Below are 18,092 nucleotides of genomic sequence, written 5' to 3'. Positions count from 1 at the left end.
TCATTTTATACAAAAGAAAAAAACGGTAATCTTTTTGCAATAAACATAAAATATCATTGTCAAGCGAACATTAGCCTGTACTAACGACAGTTTAAGAACAACATTCGACTGTCTGTGAGAGGTTTAAGTTATAAAACTATTCGCTTATTAACGGATACAAATTTAATTTTTCAGGTAATAAACATAACTTATCTGAACAAGCCTGCAATACAACCGAAACCTTAACTTGCTCACTAAAAGGTTGGCGGTCTATTTCTGTAAGCTTAATGGTGAAGGCTTTCTCAAATAACCCCAATAAATTTTCATCAAAGGAAACCGAGTAATGACTAGCTTTAGGATAGCTAATTTCAGCAGCAATTTTCTGCCCGTTAAGCTTTTGCAGGTTCACTTCTGTTGCTATATAGCGTGGGTTTGAAACAATATTAGCATTGATATGCCAACCTGGTGCAAGGTCGAAATGCAGTTTAATCATCCTATCATTCAGTGCTGATTTTACTTTACCTTTCCCTTTAGCAAAGGATGTGCTTCCAAAACTGAGGACATTAAACCGCTGAGATTGCTGAGCAACGAATCGATATTGGCTTGCTAATTTGGAGATGCTTCGACGGTCATAAACGCTCAATTTCTTGACAAAATATTGATATTTACGTTCCTGAGTTAATTCATACCCTACTGTTAATGCCTGCAAAACAGTAGCCTTGGCGGACTCTATTTCATCATCTCGATTCAAGCTGGTGAGAGTTTGGTAATTATCAATCACAGACAACTCATCCACCAACTTATCGAGCAACCACTTAGCCCGATTTAAATGTTGATTGTGATTACCGTGTTTATCCCATTGCTGCTCAAAACTTAATTTTAATAGTGCCAATGCAAACCATGCATAATCGTCTATATTAGCCGAAATACTGGCTTGTTTAAGGAAAATACTCCTGTAAAGGTGCCCATCAACTCGTGACGTAGACCATAGCTTATCTAACAGCGTTGCAGCTTGTTGCAGGTATTGCTCATTCCCAGTGGAATCATAGGCCTCCATTAACCCTAATGCGTACATGCTGTTCCAGCTGACTATTACTTTTTCATCAACCAAGGGTTGTTGAAGGCTTTGTCTATAAAGTGCAACCTGCTGTACAGATTCAGTTTTTGTCCAATCTTGTTCTAGTGAACTTAAATACACTAAACTTTTTCCCCGTGTCGGCGATAGACTACTTATTAAAGGGGGAGTTATATTCAGATTCGTATGGGTATCAACTTTAATCAAGTCCGCAAAATAATATTTCCCTTCAACTCCTTCTGATATAGCTGAAAGCGCGGATGCATAGCCACTATCTAGCCTTAACCATTTATTTACCCAACCATTGGTTTGCTTTATGGCAACCGAATATTCAGTTTTTCCTGTTATGCCATAAAGCTTTGCCAATACCCTTAGCATATTTGCCTGGGTATAAAGCATCTTTTCGAAATGTGGCCTTAGCCAGATGCTATCTACAGCATATCGGTGAAACCCACCTTCAATGGCATCATAAGTAGGACTAAGCAAGATATCGTTCACTTGGTTTTCCACACTATTTAAATAATCATTGTTACCTGTCCGTAAATATTCATCCAATAGGCCTAACAACCAGTTTTCTTTAAAAAAGCGAGGATCGGTACCGAGCAACTCATCTCGTAACAGCCTATGAATAAAAGCATGTTGCTTAGGTAATAATTGCCCCCATTCAGTTGTAGTCAGTTGATGTGATTTTGCTAATGATTCCTGTGGCAATTCCGATTTCAACTGTGTTTCAATCCGCTTTGCGAGTTTATTAATCGCGTCAGGGTTCTCCAGCCAACGTTGAGCTAAACCTAAAATTGTTTTAGAAAAATTAGCTTTATCTAAATAGGAGTCTACCCAAATAATTTTACCCTGTGGCGTTAAAATAACATTTATGGGCCAGCCAGCTTCCCCTTTTATAACTTCTAATGCCGATTTAAAACGGTGGTCCACTAACGGCCATTGCTCGCGGTCCACTTTAATGCTGACATAGTGTTCATTCAATATGGCTGCAATGGCAGGATTGTTAAAACTCTCTTCTGCCATGACATGACACCAATGGCATGTGGAATACCCTATCGAAACAAATATCAGTTGGTTGCTATCGCTAAGCCCTTGCTCAAACGAATCTTGCCACTCCCGCCAGTTTATAGGCTGCAACGAGTGGCTAAGCAAATAAGGGGAATCCGACAAAATTAGCGGGTTTAAGTCACTAGGCAGCTCATTGCTATCTATTATCTGTTGGCTAATGAGCCACTCTTTTCGCTCTAAAAATGCGCGTTTAAGCTCTTCACTCTGGTTAACTGTCTTGGCTGAGCCATCAACGCAAACACAACCTAAGCAAAAAGCAAGCAGGATAAGTTTGAATGTAAAAGACATAAATAGATTCACTTAATTAAATGCCAGCAAGCAGTGTAGAACAGGTTGCTGGCTAAATTGATTGAGCTAAAAGCCTTGTACCGTTTTATTACAATCCAAGGCTTAATCACTTATACACCCAGCTTATTCTTCACCTTGAACTTGAGCTGTAGCTGGAGTGACTTGCTGCGCATAGCGAATGGTATAACTTTTATTAGCGGCAACATTATCAAAAAATTGTCGTTGCCCATTTGGCCAAATAATTGCGACTTTGGCAGAGGTTGCTTTACCGAGCCCCAAGTGCTGCTCTTTAGGATGAACCGACATATACCCTTGGCTACCGCTAACCTGTCGCCAACTGTATCCTTGATTTTCTGTACCAACAATAATTTGAGCGCCAATACCATCGAGGTTTACACCTGACTCAGGAGCCCCTTGCAGGCGTATTTTAAGCCAATTATTATTAAGCTTTTCGGCGTGATTTTGGAACAACTTTGCCGTGCCGTGATAGTTATTCACCACGACATCTAAATCACCGTCATTATCAAAGTCTAAATAGGAAGCTGAGCGAGAATTACCAATGAAGTCTAAACCACTCACGGCTGACACGTTGTTTAACTTGCCACCACTATTGAGGAAAAACACATTACTAGCTTTAGCAGCATCAGGAAATTCAGCATTAATAGACTCTCCAGTATGTGGGTCTGAGTAATACGGGTTATCACTTGAATAGACATAATAATCATTCATGCCGTTCAACACATACAAATCGTCATCACTGTCGTTATCAACATCAAAAAAGTCAGCATCCCAAGCCCAACCTGTTGAGGTATACCCTCGGCCAACGAGGTCACTGAGTTGGTATTTAAGTTGGCCTGAGGCCGACTTGTTCGATATGAACAGATCATTCCCTTCAACTACGCGCATATTGGCCATCTTTTCGGGATTAAACTTTGTGGTAGTGTCTTCACTCGGTAAAACGTATTTTTGATCTTTATTCATGGTGACAATATTCGAGACATAAATATCTGCTATGCCATCACGGTTAAGATCCGTAACGCTTAAATTCATGGTATATGTCGGTTTATCAATACCAATAGCCGCTGCAGCATCAACAAAACCTTTCCCAGCTTGATTTATATAATAAGCGTTAACGCCAAAATCATTACCAACAATCAGGTCTTGCCAGCCATCCATATTTAAATCTGCGTGGGTAACGGCCTGGCCCCATCCATTGTTATCGGCTCCTAATGCATTAGTAGCCATTTCAAATTTAAAGTTACCCTTATTAATAAATAACACGTTGGTGCCGCCATTATCATTACGACGTTTTAATGTCGGTAGGTCACCGTTTAAATAGTTACCAAAATATTCAATGTAGATATCCAATAAACCATCATTGTTAACATCGAACGTGGTTGCGGGCCCACCTACTAACCCACTGCCACCCAAGTTAGCCACCGCGGTAACTTCAACAAACTTTGCCTGTCCGTCATTGCGATATACCCGATGAGTTTCATCGACGTAAGTAATCACTATGTCTTGGTCGCCGTCATTATCAAAGTCGGCAATCAAAGGTTGGCGCGGTTCACCCGCTCGGCCATCGCTGCCCTTACGCTGACTTAAATTCGACAATCCGGAGGCTTGTGTGACATCAACAAATCGGTCACCTCGATTTAAAAATAAGCGATTGCCAATTCCACTTAATATCAGTATGTCGACTAAACCATCATTATTTATATCTTCAGCTGCGACACCGCTACCACCAAAGGCTGGTGGTATGGTGATAATCCCTGTATGTTCATTTTTTTCTAAATAACTACGCAGTAAACGACTTAACCAGTCAGATGACCTATGCTCGGCAATTAAGCCTTTATCCGTTGTGACATTGCTGAAATAACGCGTAGTTTCAGGCTGAGGCTGTGTATCAGCTGAAACAATGACCGATTTTTCAACCTTAGCAGGAGTATACTTAGCATAATTAGCTATTGTGGACTCAATACTGTGATAGCTTGCTGTTATCAAAGACGCAGACAAAGACTTTTGTTTAATTCGCTTACCTTCTTTTCCGGCATTGCGTAATAAGAGTACGCCATAGTGAGCAATCGCCTCACTAATTAATTCTGCAGCAAAAGGGTCAGCCTCTAACCTTACCGATGCTTGAGCGTCAATTATTGCTTCTTTAAAGTAGACCCAATGCAGACCTGAATCTCTAAATGCATCCATGTCGTAAGATTCAATAATGACTTGCTTCTGTTTCGGAAATTTTGGATAAAAAATGACATCCTCGTACTCATTGACGGTATGAGGCAATATCGATTCTAGGGAATCGGCGACAGCAGCTTCATTAATTGTGGTTCCCGAAACGACTCTGGACTGTGAATCGAGGTAGAGTGTTCCTGAAAATGCGATCATGGCTTCGGTAAAGTAGCGCTTAAACTCTGCCATTTCTGAGGGGCTATCTGGCATCGACAGCTTGGCAAAATATACTTGTAAATTTCGAGCAAATAAAGTCTGATTTATGTCATTGTACTCTTCAAACGACTTTATTTTTTGATCAATTATCCCCATCAATAAACCGCTATTATGAACCTCGCTTGGATCGGTAACTGAAGATGCTACGACTATATTTTGCTTTGGTTGTCGATCTGGGATGAGCGCTGACCAGTTTTGTTGAATATGCGCGGCAGATATCTCATATGCATTTTCTAGCCTGGCTTGTGTATCTGTATTTTTTAATAGTGCTAATGTAAGTAAATCGACCTTTTTAGTCATCGCTTTAGCCGCAGCATCAGAGAGCTCTGGTAATTCGGCATCAAAATCTAACAACACATCTTGCTGAACGGCAAGCATTGCTCTCATGGTATAAGCAATAGAGCCATAATGTTGTTGATCACGCTGTGATATTTCAGTGGTCTGGTCGTTAATACTCACTAACCAAACTAATTCATTAGCCACTTTTTTAGAGTTGATAACAAATAATGTTGCAGCAGCTGCGTTAACTTCGGCCTCAGATAACATGGCTGACGCTGGATTACGCACAGCAGCTATTTGCCATATTGAGCGAACTAAATCCTTCTGGTATTCAGTTTTAAGATATCTTGCTTGCTTTGAAAGAGGGGTACCATAAATCAACCCTTCTAAGCGAGTAGCAGTAGCATGGCACTTAGGATCTTTAGATGATTCAAACTCCCCCATTAACTCTAATAGAGGTAGATCCTGCGGCTGATGATCGAGCACAGACTCGGCATTCGCGATGCTAGCAGTCATACTGCAATATCCCAACAACAAGTTTGCTCCAACAATTTTAGACCAACTTGATATTTTAAGCATGACAACATTCCTTCAAAAAATTGCGCCTATGTAAAAGAGAACATAGGCGCTAAAAGTATTACGCGGTACAGAGCAACGACCCTGTATCCATTATTTTAATTATTTTCGGTGCATTCTTTGCCTTGCACATAAGAACAAGAATATGAGTGCCCATACTGGCAGGCTACCACCATCGTGGGGCGCTGTTACAGTAAACCTTGGCTTGACGCTATTATTTGATTCATCCAAATCGTACTCTTGGCTACTGACTACACCCAACAACTGAAACTCTTCATCTCTTTGAGGTGTAACTTCAATGTCGACAAACTTTTTTTCACCCGGAGCAATTGAAACTAAATTACAAGTAAGCTGAATATTACCCAGTACACAGTTACTTGGGTAAGAAGTGATGTTAAGCATTTCTGTGACATTGATTTTTAACTGCACGTTAGTGGCAACACCTTCGCTATGATTAAACACAGACCAGCTCATTGCAGACGCCTCATTTTGCTTAGGGAAACTCGGTCCACTAGCAAACACCGACAAATCAACGTCATCAGGACCAATCGTTCCACTGTCACTGACATACCAAACTGATACTCCAGTTTGAGAATCAAATGTAACAATATCGAGGTTGCCATTGTTATTCAGATCAATCAGAGATACATGTTCTATTGATTCACCTTCGATGACATAAGCACTCGGACGAAAATCCTCTACATCAAAGTAATGCCAAACACTCACTCCCTGTGGCATCACAAATATCAATTCAGTAACGCCATCACCTTCAAGGTCAGTCACCTTCACCGTCGTTGCATTCGGTAATTTCACCTGACTTTCATATGCTTCGCCAAATGCATCAATTATCAAATGCCAACCATCAGCTCGAAGCACTAATAAATCAGCTTTATTATCACCGTCGACGTCTGTAGACACAATTTCTGCCAGCTCATCACCAAGGGCTGTCACAGAGTTTTGTAGCCAGTCACCAGACTCATAAGAAACCAACACTGGCGATTGCCCATTGACTCCGACTAACAACTGCTCACCAGTACTTGTCGCCACCAAACTAAGAGCGTTTACGCCTGCAACTTCATTAATAACGGTGTCACTATCTTGTGGTTGCTGAACTTGCGCAATTGGCTTTGTATTGAGATTGGCGGGAACCAAAGTTGATATTGGCAGGCTGTTGACGATTGTCGCCCCTGTTCCAACACCAGAATAAATAGCAATGCTATCTTGATAATTCCCAGCAAGCACGAGTTCTGGCGCGCCATCAAAATCAAGATCTGCCAGCAAAACAAAGTCAGCTAGCACAGCATCTAACGACTCTACGTCGGTAACTGTAAACTCATTGTCTAATAGATAAACACGGTTACCTTGCAGCGCACCACCAACAGTTACAATATCGATATGACCATCCAGATTAATATCGTTAGCAACCATGGCGCTAACGCCCTGTTCAAGGTTAATCTTTAAAGTTGGTAAAAGCTGACCGGAACCGTCATTGAGCATTAATTGTAATGATTGTTCACTGGCTAGGTAGATAAGTAAATCATTTAGCTGATCGCCGTTCATATCGACCACATAACCGACTGATGCCGCCGTACTACTAACAACGTCGCCAGCAATGTCTACAATTTCACTGCCCAATAATAAATCGGCTTGGTCGTTAAATGTATCTCCGTTGAGGTTATCACCACTCACTTCAACTGCAACCGACGTATAGCCACTTGCAATATCAGCAACGACAAAATCAACAATAAATCTCACCGAATCACCAATAGCAAGTTCATCAACGAGTATACAATTGATGCTCCCATCAGCAGTTTCAGTACAGTCAGTAGGGATTGCAGACACTGTTAGTTGTTCAGCAAAGTTGATTTTATACTCAACTCCTGTAGCAGCAGTGTATCCATCATTATTGATTTCAATCACTAACGACACCTGTTGTGCCAATATCGCAGGAGCAGGAGAAAGGTTAGCAATAACCGACACTTCAGTATCAGTTGGTTGTAACACACTGAGTGTAAAGCGCTGAATAACCGGCTCAGTAATGATATCGTCAGACACTGCAACTTCAATAACATAGTCTTGATCAGAACTTTCTACCGGCGGAGTTCCGACCAACTGATTAAGCGTATTAAGCGTTAGCCAATCTGGTGCAGATACAAGCGTGACTGTCAGTTCATCATCAATATCGACATCACTTACCTGAATATTATATTGGTAAGCAACCAATACCGTTGCCTCAGTAATAGGCTCAGAATCAAATACGGGGTCATCGTTAACATTAATTACTTCTATATCAAATGAAGCGAGATCGACTTGCACCTCGGCATCTGAAACCGAAATCATAATATCTGCAGTCTTGCCTACATCATCATTCGTAGGGGTACCACTAAGTGTGCCATCAACCATACTAAACTGTGCCCAGCTAGGTTGATTACTGATTTTATAGGTTAATATGTCCGCTTCATCTGCATCTGTAACTGTTGGGGTAAAACTGTATAACTGACCCTGTTTAACCGTTAAATTCGGCGTACCTGTTATCTCAGGTGCATCATTCACGTTTAGCACTTCGATTGCAAAAGTCGATAGATCTGATGTTACAGTTCCATCCGATACCGAAATTACGATGCTCTGGGTTTTACCAATATCTGAGTGAATTGGCGTTCCAGATAATGTGCCATCAATGCTACTAAAATTCGCCCATTCTGGTTTATTTAGAATGGTAAAGTTAAGCACATCGGATTCATCATCATCGGTCACTATTGGCGTAAATAAATAAGGTAGATCTTGCTTAACTGTGGTCGCAGGCGTGCCACTAATAACTGGCGCGTCATTGACATTGGTGACGCTAATATTAAAGCCGCTAAGATTAGTGCTTACCGTGCCATCAGACACAGTGATCACAATGCCGTTGGTGTTGCCCACATCGCTGTTAGTTGGGGTTCCCGACAAGTTACCGTTGCTGCTATTAAAGCTGGCCCAACTTGGCTTGTTAGTGATACTAAAACTTAATGTGTCATCCGCATCGTCATCGCTCACTGTTGGCGTAAAGCTATACACGCTGTCTTCAGCAACGCTGGTCGCTGGCGTGCCACTAATAACTGGCACGTCATTGACATTGGTGACCGCAATGTTAAAGCCACTCAATGCCGCAGTAACGCTGCCATCATCAACCGTGATCACAATGCCACTGCTCGTGCCCACATCGCTGTTAGTTGGAGCACCCGACAGGTTACCGTTGCTGCTATTAAAGCTGGCCCAACTTGGCTTGTTAGTGATACTAAAACTTAATGTGTCACCGGCATCGTCATCGCTCACTGTTGGCGTAAAGCTGTAGCTAGCATCTTCGGCAACGCTGGTCGCAGGTGTGCCACTAATAACCGGCGCGTCATTGACATTGGTGACCGCAATGTTAAAGCCACTCAATGCCGCAGTAACGCTGCCATCATCAACCGTGATCACAATACCGTTGGTGTTGCCCACATCACTGTTAGTTGGGGTTCCTGACAAGTTACCGTTGCTGCTATTAAAGCTGGCCCAACTTGGCTTGTTAGTGATACTAAAACTTAATGTGTCATCCGCATCCTCATCGCTCACTGTTGGCGTAAAGCTGTAAACGCTGTCTTCAGCAACACTGGTCGCAGGTGCGCCGCTAATAACTGGCGCGTCATTGACATTGGTGACCGTAATGTTAAAGCCACTCAATGCCGCAGTAACGCTGCCATCATCAACCGTGATCACAATGCCATTGGTACTGCCCACATCACTGTTAGTTGGGGTTCCCGACAGGTTACCGTTGCTGCTATTAAAGCTGGCCCAACTTGGCTTGTTAGTGATACTAAAACTTAATGTGTCATCCGCATCGTCATCGCTCACTGTTGGCGTAAAGCTGTAAACGCTGTCTTCAGCAACGCTGGTCGCAGGTGCGCCACTAATAACTGGCGCGTCATTGACATTGGTGACGCTAATATTAAAGCCACTCAATGCCGCAGTAACGCTACCATCAGACACTGTGATCACAATGCCGTTGGTGTTGCCCACATCGCTGTTAGTTGGAGTACCTGACAGGTTACCGTTGCTGCTATTAAAGCTGGCCCAAGTTGGCTTGTTAGTGATACTAAAACTTAATGTGTCACCGGCATCGTCATCACTCACTGTTGGCGTAAAGCTGTACAGGCTGTCTTCAGCAACGTTGGTCGCTGGCGTGCCACTAATAACTGGCGCGTCATTGACATTGGTGACGCTAATATTAAAGCCGCTAAGACTAGTGCTTACCGTGCCATCATCAACCGTGATCACAATACCACTGCTCGTGCCCACATCACTGTTAGTTGGAGTTCCCGACAAGTTACCGTTGCTACTATTAAAGCTGGCCCAACTTGGCTTGTTAGTGACACTAAAACTTAATGTGTCATCCGCATCGTCATCACTCACTGTTGGCGTAAAGCTGTACAGGCTGTCTTCAGCAACGCTGGTCGCAGGTGCGCCGCTAATAACCGGCGCGTCATTGACATTGGTGACGCTAATATTAAAGCCACTCAATGCCGCAGTAACGCTACCATCAGACACTGTGAGCACAATACCGTTGGTGTTGCCCACATCACTGTTAGTTGGGGTTCCTGACAAGTTACCGTTGCTGCTATTAAAGCTGGCCCAACTTGGCTTGTTAGTGATACTAAAACTTAATGTGTCATCCGCATCCTCATCGCTCACTGTTGGCGTAAAGCTGTAGCTAGCATCTTCGGCAACGCTGGTCGCAGGTGTGCCACTAATAACCGGCGCGTCATTGACATTGGTGACGCTAATATTAAAGCCGCTAAGACTAGTGCTTACCGTGCCATCAGACACCGTGATCACAATGCCGTTGGTGTTGCCCACATCGCTGTTAGTTGGAGTTCCTGACAAGTTACCGTTGCTGCTATTAAAGCTGGCCCAACTTGGCTTGTTAGTGATACTAAAACTTAATGTGTCATCCGCATCGTCATCGCTCACTGTTGGCGTAAAGCTGTACAGGCTGTCTTCAGCAACGCTGGTCGCAGGCGTGCCACTAATAACCGGCGCGTCATTGACATTGGTGACCGCAATGTTAAAGCCACTCAATGCCGCGGTAACGCTGCCATCATCAACCGTGATCACAATGCCGTTGGTGTTGCCCACATCGCTGTTAGTTGGGGTTCCCGACAAGTTACCGTTGCTGCTATTAAAGCTGGCCCAAGTTGGCTTGTTAGTGATACTAAAACTTAATGTGTTATCCGCATCGTCATCGCTCACTGTTGGCGTAAAGCTGTACAGGCTGTCTTCAGCAACGCTGGTCGCAGGTGCGCCGCTAATAACTGGCGCGTCATTGACATTGGTGACCGCAATGTTAAAGCCACTCAATGCCGCAGTAACGGTGCCATCATCAACCGTGATCACAATACCGTTGGTGTTGCCCACATCGCTGTTAGTTGGGGTACCTGACAGGTTACCGTTGCTGCTATTAAAGCTGGCCCAAGTTGGCTTGTTAGTGATACTAAAACTTAATGTGTCATCTGCATCGTCATCACTCACTGTTGGCGTAAAGCTGTACAGGCTGTCTTCAGCAATTGAGGTCGCAGGTGAGCCGCTAATAACTGGCGCGTCATTGACATTGGTGACGCTAATATTAAAGCCGCTAAGACTAGCGCTTAGCGTGCCATCATCAACCGTGATCACAATGCCGTTGGTGTTGCCCACATCGCTGTTAGTTGGAGTACCTGACAGGTTACCGTTGCTGCTATTAAAGCTGGCCCAAGTTGGCTTGTTAGTGATACTAAAACTTAATGTGTCACCGGCATCGTCATCACTCACTGTTGGCGTAAAGCTGTACAGGCTGTCTTCAGCAATTGAGGTCGCAGGTGAGCCGCTAATAACTGGCACGTCATTGACATTGGTGACGCTAATATTAAAGCCGCTAAGACTAGCGCTTACCGTGCCATCAGACACAGTGATCACAATACCGTTGGTACTGCCCACATCGCTGTTAGTTGGAGTACCCGACAAGTTACCGTTGCTGCTATTAAAGCTGGCCCAACTTGGCTTGTTAGTGATACTAAAACTTAATGTGTCATCCGCATCGTCATCGCTCACTGTTGGCGTAAAGCTGTAGCTAGCATCTTCGGCAACGCTGGTCGCAGGTGTGCCACTAATAACCGGCGCGTCATTGACATTGGTGACGCTAATATTAAAGCCGCTAAGACTAGCGCTTAGCGTGCCATCAGACACTGTGATCACAATGCCACTGCTCGTGCCCACATCACTGTTAGTTGGAGTACCCGACAGGTTACCGTTGCTGCTATTAAAGCTGGCCCAACTTGGCTTGTTAGTGATACTAAAACTTAATGTGTCATCCGCATCGTCATCGCTCACTGTTGGCGTAAAGCTGTACAGGCTGTCTTCAGCAATTGAGGTCGCAGGTGTGCCACTAATAACCGGCGCGTCATTGACATTGGTGACGCTAATATTAAAGCCGCTAAGACTAGCGCTTAGCGTGCCATCAGACACTGTGATCACAATGCCACTGCTCGTGCCCACATCACTGTTAGTTGGAGTACCCGACAGGTTACCGTTGCTGCTATTAAAGCTGGCCCAACTTGGCTTGTTAGTGATACTAAAACTTAATGTGTCATCCGCATCGTCATCGCTCACTGTTGGCGTAAAGCTGTACAGGCTGTCTTCAGCAATTGAGGTCGCAGGTGAGCCGCTAATAACTGGCGCGTCATTGACATTGGTGACGCTAATATTAAAGCCGCTAAGACTAGTGCTTAGCGTGCCATCAGACACAGTGATCACAATGCCACTGCTCGTGCCCACATCGCTGTTAGTTGGAGTACCCGACAGGCTACCGTTGCTGCTATTAAAGCTGGCCCAACTTGGCTTGTTAGTGATACTAAAACTTAATGTGTCACCGGCATCGTCATCGCTCACTGTTGGCGTAAAGCTGTAAACGCTGTCTTCAGCAACGCTGGTCGCAGGTGCGCCGCTAATAACCGGCGCGTCATTGACATTGGTGACGCTAATATTAAAGCCACTCAATGCCGCAGTAACGCTACCATCAGACACTGTGAGCACAATGCCACTGCTCGTGCCCACATCGCTGTTAGTTGGAGTACCCGACAGGTTACCGTTGCTGCTATTAAAGCTGGCCCAAGTTGGCTTGTTAGTGATACTAAAACTTAATGTGTCACCGGCATCGTCATCACTCACTGTTGGCGTAAAGCTGTAAACGCTGTCTTCAGCAACGTTGGTCGCAGGTGCGCCGCTAATAACTGGCGCGTCATTGACATTGGTGACGCTAATATTAAAGCCGCTAAGACTAGTGCTTAGCGTGCCATCAGACACTGTGATCACAATGCCACTGCTCGTGCCCACATCGCTGTTAGTTGGAGTACCCGACAGGTTACCGTTGCTGCTATTAAAGCTGGCCCAAGTTGGCTTGTTAGTGATACTAAAACTTAATGTGTCACCGGCATCGTCATCACTCACTGTTGGCGTAAAGCTGTACAGGCTGTCTTCAGCAACGCTGGTCGCAGGTGTGCCACTAATAACCGGCGCGTCATTGACATTGGTGACGCTAATATTAAAGCCACTAAGACTAGTGCTTAGCGTGCCATCAGACACCGTGATCACAATGCCACTGCTCGTGCCCACATCGCTGTTAGTTGGAGTACCCGACAGGCTACCGTTGCTGCTATTAAAGCTGGCCCAAGTTGGCTTGTTAGTGATACTAAAACTTAATGTGTCATCTGCATCGTCATCACTCACTGTTGGCGTAAAGCTGTACAGGCTGTCTTCAGCAACGCTGGTCGCAGGTGAGCCGCTAATAACCGGCGCGTCATTGACATTGGTGACGCTAATATTAAAGCCGCTAAGACTAGCGCTTACCGAGCCATCAGACACTGTGATCACAATGCCGTTGGTGTTGCCCACATCGCTGTTAGTTGGAGTACCCGACAGGCTACCGTTGCTGCTATTAAAGCTGGCCCAACTTGGCTTGTTAGTGATACTAAAACTTAATGTGTCACCGGCATCGTCATCGCTCACTGTTGGCGTAAAGCTGTAGCTAGCATCTTCGGCAACGCTGGTCGCAGGTGTGCCACTAATAACTGGCGCGTCATTGACATTGGTGACCGCAATGTTAAAGCCGCTAAGACTAGCGCTTACCGTGCCATCAGACACCGTGATCACAATGCCACTGCTCGTGCCCACATCACTGTTAGTTGGGGTACCTGACAAGTTACCGTTGCTGCTATTAAAGCTGGCCCAAGTTGGCTTGTTAGTGATACTAAAACTTAATGTGTCATCTGCATCGTCATCACTCACTGTTGGCGTAAAGCTGTACAGGCTGTCTTCAGCAATTGAGGTCGCAGGTGAGCCGCTAATAACTGGCGCGTCATTGACATTGGTGACGCTAATATTAAAGCCGCTAAGACTAGCGCTTAGCGTGCCATCATCAACCGTGATCACAATGCCGTTGGTGTTGCCCACATCGCTGTTAGTTGGAGTACCTGACAGGTTACCGTTGCTGCTATTAAAGCTGGCCCAAGTTGGCTTGTTAGTGATACTAAAACTTAATGTGTCACCGGCATCGTCATCACTCACTGTTGGCGTAAAGCTGTACAGGCTGTCTTCAGCAACGCTGGTCGCAGGTGCGCCGCTAATAACTGGCGCGTCATTGATGTCGTAAACAACTGAATAATTAGCTACTTGGCTGGGGTTAAGTGCCGAATCAACCGCGCTACCAGCAGCGATATTAACAACAACATTCGCTTGGGCTATCGGCGTAACGATCACTGAATAGTTCGTAGCATCAATAGCTGTAAAGGAACTCAACGTAGCATTAGTTGGAACTAAATCGTTTATATCAAAACCAGTAATATCTTCACTAAACATGAATGAAAGTGTAAATGGTGCGATTACAGTGCCAGAAGGGCCGGATATATCAACTGAAGGTTCAAGATCATCATATTGAATATTTAATGTATTTGATGTTGTATTTGAGTTATTTGCACTGTCATTAGCTTTATTCTCAGCGACCTTGATGGTGATATTTGTTTCACCAGTAGCATTCACTGTAACCTTGTAATTTTTGGCATTTACAACCTGGAAATCAGATAAGGTTGCATTGGTAATGCTGATATCTTCTTCAGTAAAATTAAGCACATTCTCGTCAAAGAGTATATCCACGATAAACGCAGCAGTTTGTACTGCGCCAGAGGCGCTTAAAGTCACAGAGGGTGCTATGGTATCCACAGCAAAAACCTCACTAGGGCCCGCCATTGGAGCAGCGTTAGTACTGTACCTTGCGCTCCCTTCTCCAATAGTAATTCCCAAAGAGCCAGCTCCGGTAAGCCCGTCTAAGGTTACAGTTGGAGTACTCGTATCACCATTAATAACAGCTATGGTTGCCGATGCCGAACCAGTTGCATTCAAACTAATGTTTTCAGCTCTTAAATTTACAACTTCAACATCAGTGTAACTAATGGTGTAAGTAACAGGGCCAACATTAGCGACTAGGCTTGACGGCGAACTGATGGATAAACTCGGTGTAGGTACTAATGGCTCTGATTGATAGGCAAATACAATATCAATAGCAGCTTGGTTACTAACTGCTGAGTCTAAGGCATAGTTAGCAGAACCAGCAGGAATTTGAATCGTCACATCCCCATCAGCGCTTGGTGTTACTTCAGCACTGTAAGTTGACCCAGACCCAGTAAAATTACTTAAAGCGCCATTTACTACGTTGATATCAGATAAATCAAAATTAACAACGTCATCTGAGAACTTAATTGTCAAATTAACAACCGACTCTGATGTAGGGCTTGATATATCTACTTGAGTAACAACTGTCAGCTCATTAATACTTAATAAAGCCGTCGCGGCTGTCACAGACTGGTTAACAGCAGCTACAGTCGCAGAAGCATTACTTGAGGTACTGCGATAGCTGCCAGGCGTTGTTCCTGCAGGTATATTTAAAGTAACAGTAAAGCTACAACTGCTACCTTCAGAAACTTCAATATTTGTCACAACAAGAAAGGTGGTACCGGATGTCGCACTACTCGCGCCACAAAATCCATTTAAAACTGCTGATGAAACATTAGCACCTGCAATAAAGTTTGAAATATTGTCAGTAAACTGAATAGCGCTGGCGTCTCCAGCACCCGCTTGATTGGTGATTAAATAAGTAAGCTCAACACTAGTACCTGCACTACCGACTTTAATCGAACTGTCACTGAAACTTTTTGTGAACTGTAAACCACTGATAGCAACGCTTGCACTGCCGCCGGCTTTCTGTACGGTATTACCAGCTACCTGTGCTATCACAGTAGAACTTGTGAATGCAAACGTACCGACAGTATCAACCGGTAATTGAACAGGTATACTGAAACTACAAGAAGCACCAGCGCTCAATGCACCACCAGAAAAGCTAACAATAGCGCTACCAGATAAAGTAGAACCCACTCCACAACTATCAACCAATGGCAGCCCAGTTGCAACTAGCCCAGTGAGGCTTGCGCCTAAATTCAAAGTGAACTCAATATCGGTCGCATCATCTGACGAGTTAGCGCTATGAGTTAAAGCAACATTAATACTAGTAGCTTGCCCAGGAAGTAATACAGCCTCTTCGAAAGAAAAACTCATGTTGGGAGCAGAATCAACAATAAAAGCAGTGCTAGTAGAGGGGGACGGACCTGCTACAACATTACCATTAATGGTTGCCGTAACTTCTTCTGCACTAAAGCTATAACTTCCCGATGTTATAGCTTCGTTTAAGGTTAAAATAACATCGAAAGTACAAGAGCCACCTGCCAGCAAAGATGCTGTTGCGACATTAAAATAAATACCATCAGTATTATTTGATTGTGTAAATGTACTACCAGCACCGCAAGAGTTTGCAGCAGGTAAGGTTTGTATACTAGCAACTGAAGACCCGCCGAAAAAAGTACTTACGCTTAGAGCAGAAGCAGCATTAACGCTATCAACATTAGTGAGTACATACCTAAGAGTAATATCACTACCTGCCGTAATGGCAGATTCTACTACATCAAAAGATACTGTTGGTACGTTTGATACTCTAAAAGCATTGGTTGCATCAGGGTAACTCGCATTTAAACTAGAAGATATTGCGCTAGCGGTATTAGTGTAAGAACCAATAGTAGCGTTAGCAGGAATAGATACAGGAATGGAAAAATCACAACTTTCCCCTCCTGCCAACATACCATTTGTCAGCACCACAGTTTCTGTCCCGCTTAGAACAGAACCAGAACCACAAACATCAGTTAAAGGTAACCCTGTAGCAACTAATCCCGACAAAGCATCACCTAAAACATCAGTAAAAGTGATACTTTCAGCATTGCTGCTACGGTCGAAATTAGTAATGCTAACGTTTAAATTTGCCGTTTGGCCGGGCACAACGGTTAATGGGTCAAGCGACATATTTACAAACTGCTTAACCACACTTAGTGCACCAGAAGCTTGACCAATACCAACCGCAGCGTGACTTAAATCTGTGGTGCTTAAATTAAAATTGCCAGCGATATCGGCAATTACATCAAAAGAGACACTGCAACTGGCTGGAACATCAACACTACCCGCAGGTAAAAATGCAAAAAGAGCATTATTAAAGTAAGTAGAAGACATAGCCACACTATTGTCGCCAGCACTGCCGCCCAGCACCATATAGTTGCCACAATCAGAACGTAAATTTGCTAACGGTGCCAGTGTCAAACCTATTGGAAGATTGATACTACCTGAAAAGCCATACACGAAAGAATCTAACGTATTAGTTAATTCAAGTGTCACGCTGCTAATGTTACCAACAGAAATTTCACTAGGCGCCATAGTTAATGAAGCTGCAACACCAACTGCGTTTACCGTCAATGTTGTTGACGTGTCAGTTCCAGTACCAATATTAGAATTTAAATTTGTTGAAGCAATATTAAACGAGCCGCCTTCAACAGCTTCGCCCGTTATATTAAAACTAAATTCACAACTTTGATTTGGTGAAAGTTGATAGCCTGAAGCGGATATTTCACCGCCACCAGCAGAGAGAGTATAACTTCCAGTAGAGCAGGTGGTTGAATCGTTTGTATATGCAGAAATAACCACACCAGCAGGTAGATTAATGCTAAACCCAATTGCAGAGGCCGTTTCAGTTAATGACGTATTGGTTAATAAATAATTTAAAGTCGTTGAACTGTTGCTAGTTATAGTTGCACTGCTGAGATTTCCATCAAGAGTTAAGTCACCATCTGCAGCAAAGGCAGAAAAACTGAATAAGCTTACACCCAAAACTCCTATAAACCATGTTCGATAAAAACCACAAGTGAATCCCTTTAGTGCTTTCAACATGCAATGC

General features: G+C 43.8%; 3 protein-coding genes. All 3 read right to left on the bottom strand.

Translation table 11 applies throughout. The features are described 5' to 3' along the window. Positions 1-136: 136 nt before the first annotated feature. Entirely contained in the window at positions 137-2,413 is a 2,277-nt protein-coding gene (locus RGE70_RS05790) for a DUF255 domain-containing protein (RefSeq protein ID WP_310470582.1), read from the bottom strand. Positions 2,414-2,536: 123 nt separating this feature from the next. Next, positions 2,537-5,725, bottom strand: coding sequence for a CRTAC1 family protein (locus RGE70_RS05785; RefSeq protein WP_375087906.1), 3,189 nt, complete (start codon positions 5,723-5,725; stop codon positions 2,537-2,539). A 99-nt stretch (positions 5,726-5,824) separates the two neighbouring features. Further along, complete coding sequence (locus RGE70_RS05780) at positions 5,825-18,085, bottom strand: putative Ig domain-containing protein (protein ID WP_310470580.1); 12,261 nt, start codon at positions 18,083-18,085, stop codon at positions 5,825-5,827. Positions 18,086-18,092 lie beyond the last annotated feature (7 nt).

Source organism: Shewanella youngdeokensis, from assembly GCF_033180165.1.
Lineage (GTDB): Bacteria > Pseudomonadota > Gammaproteobacteria > Enterobacterales > Shewanellaceae > Shewanella > Shewanella youngdeokensis.
Note: the sequence above shows the minus strand (reverse complement) of the source record. Positions and strands in the feature narration are given on the sequence as shown.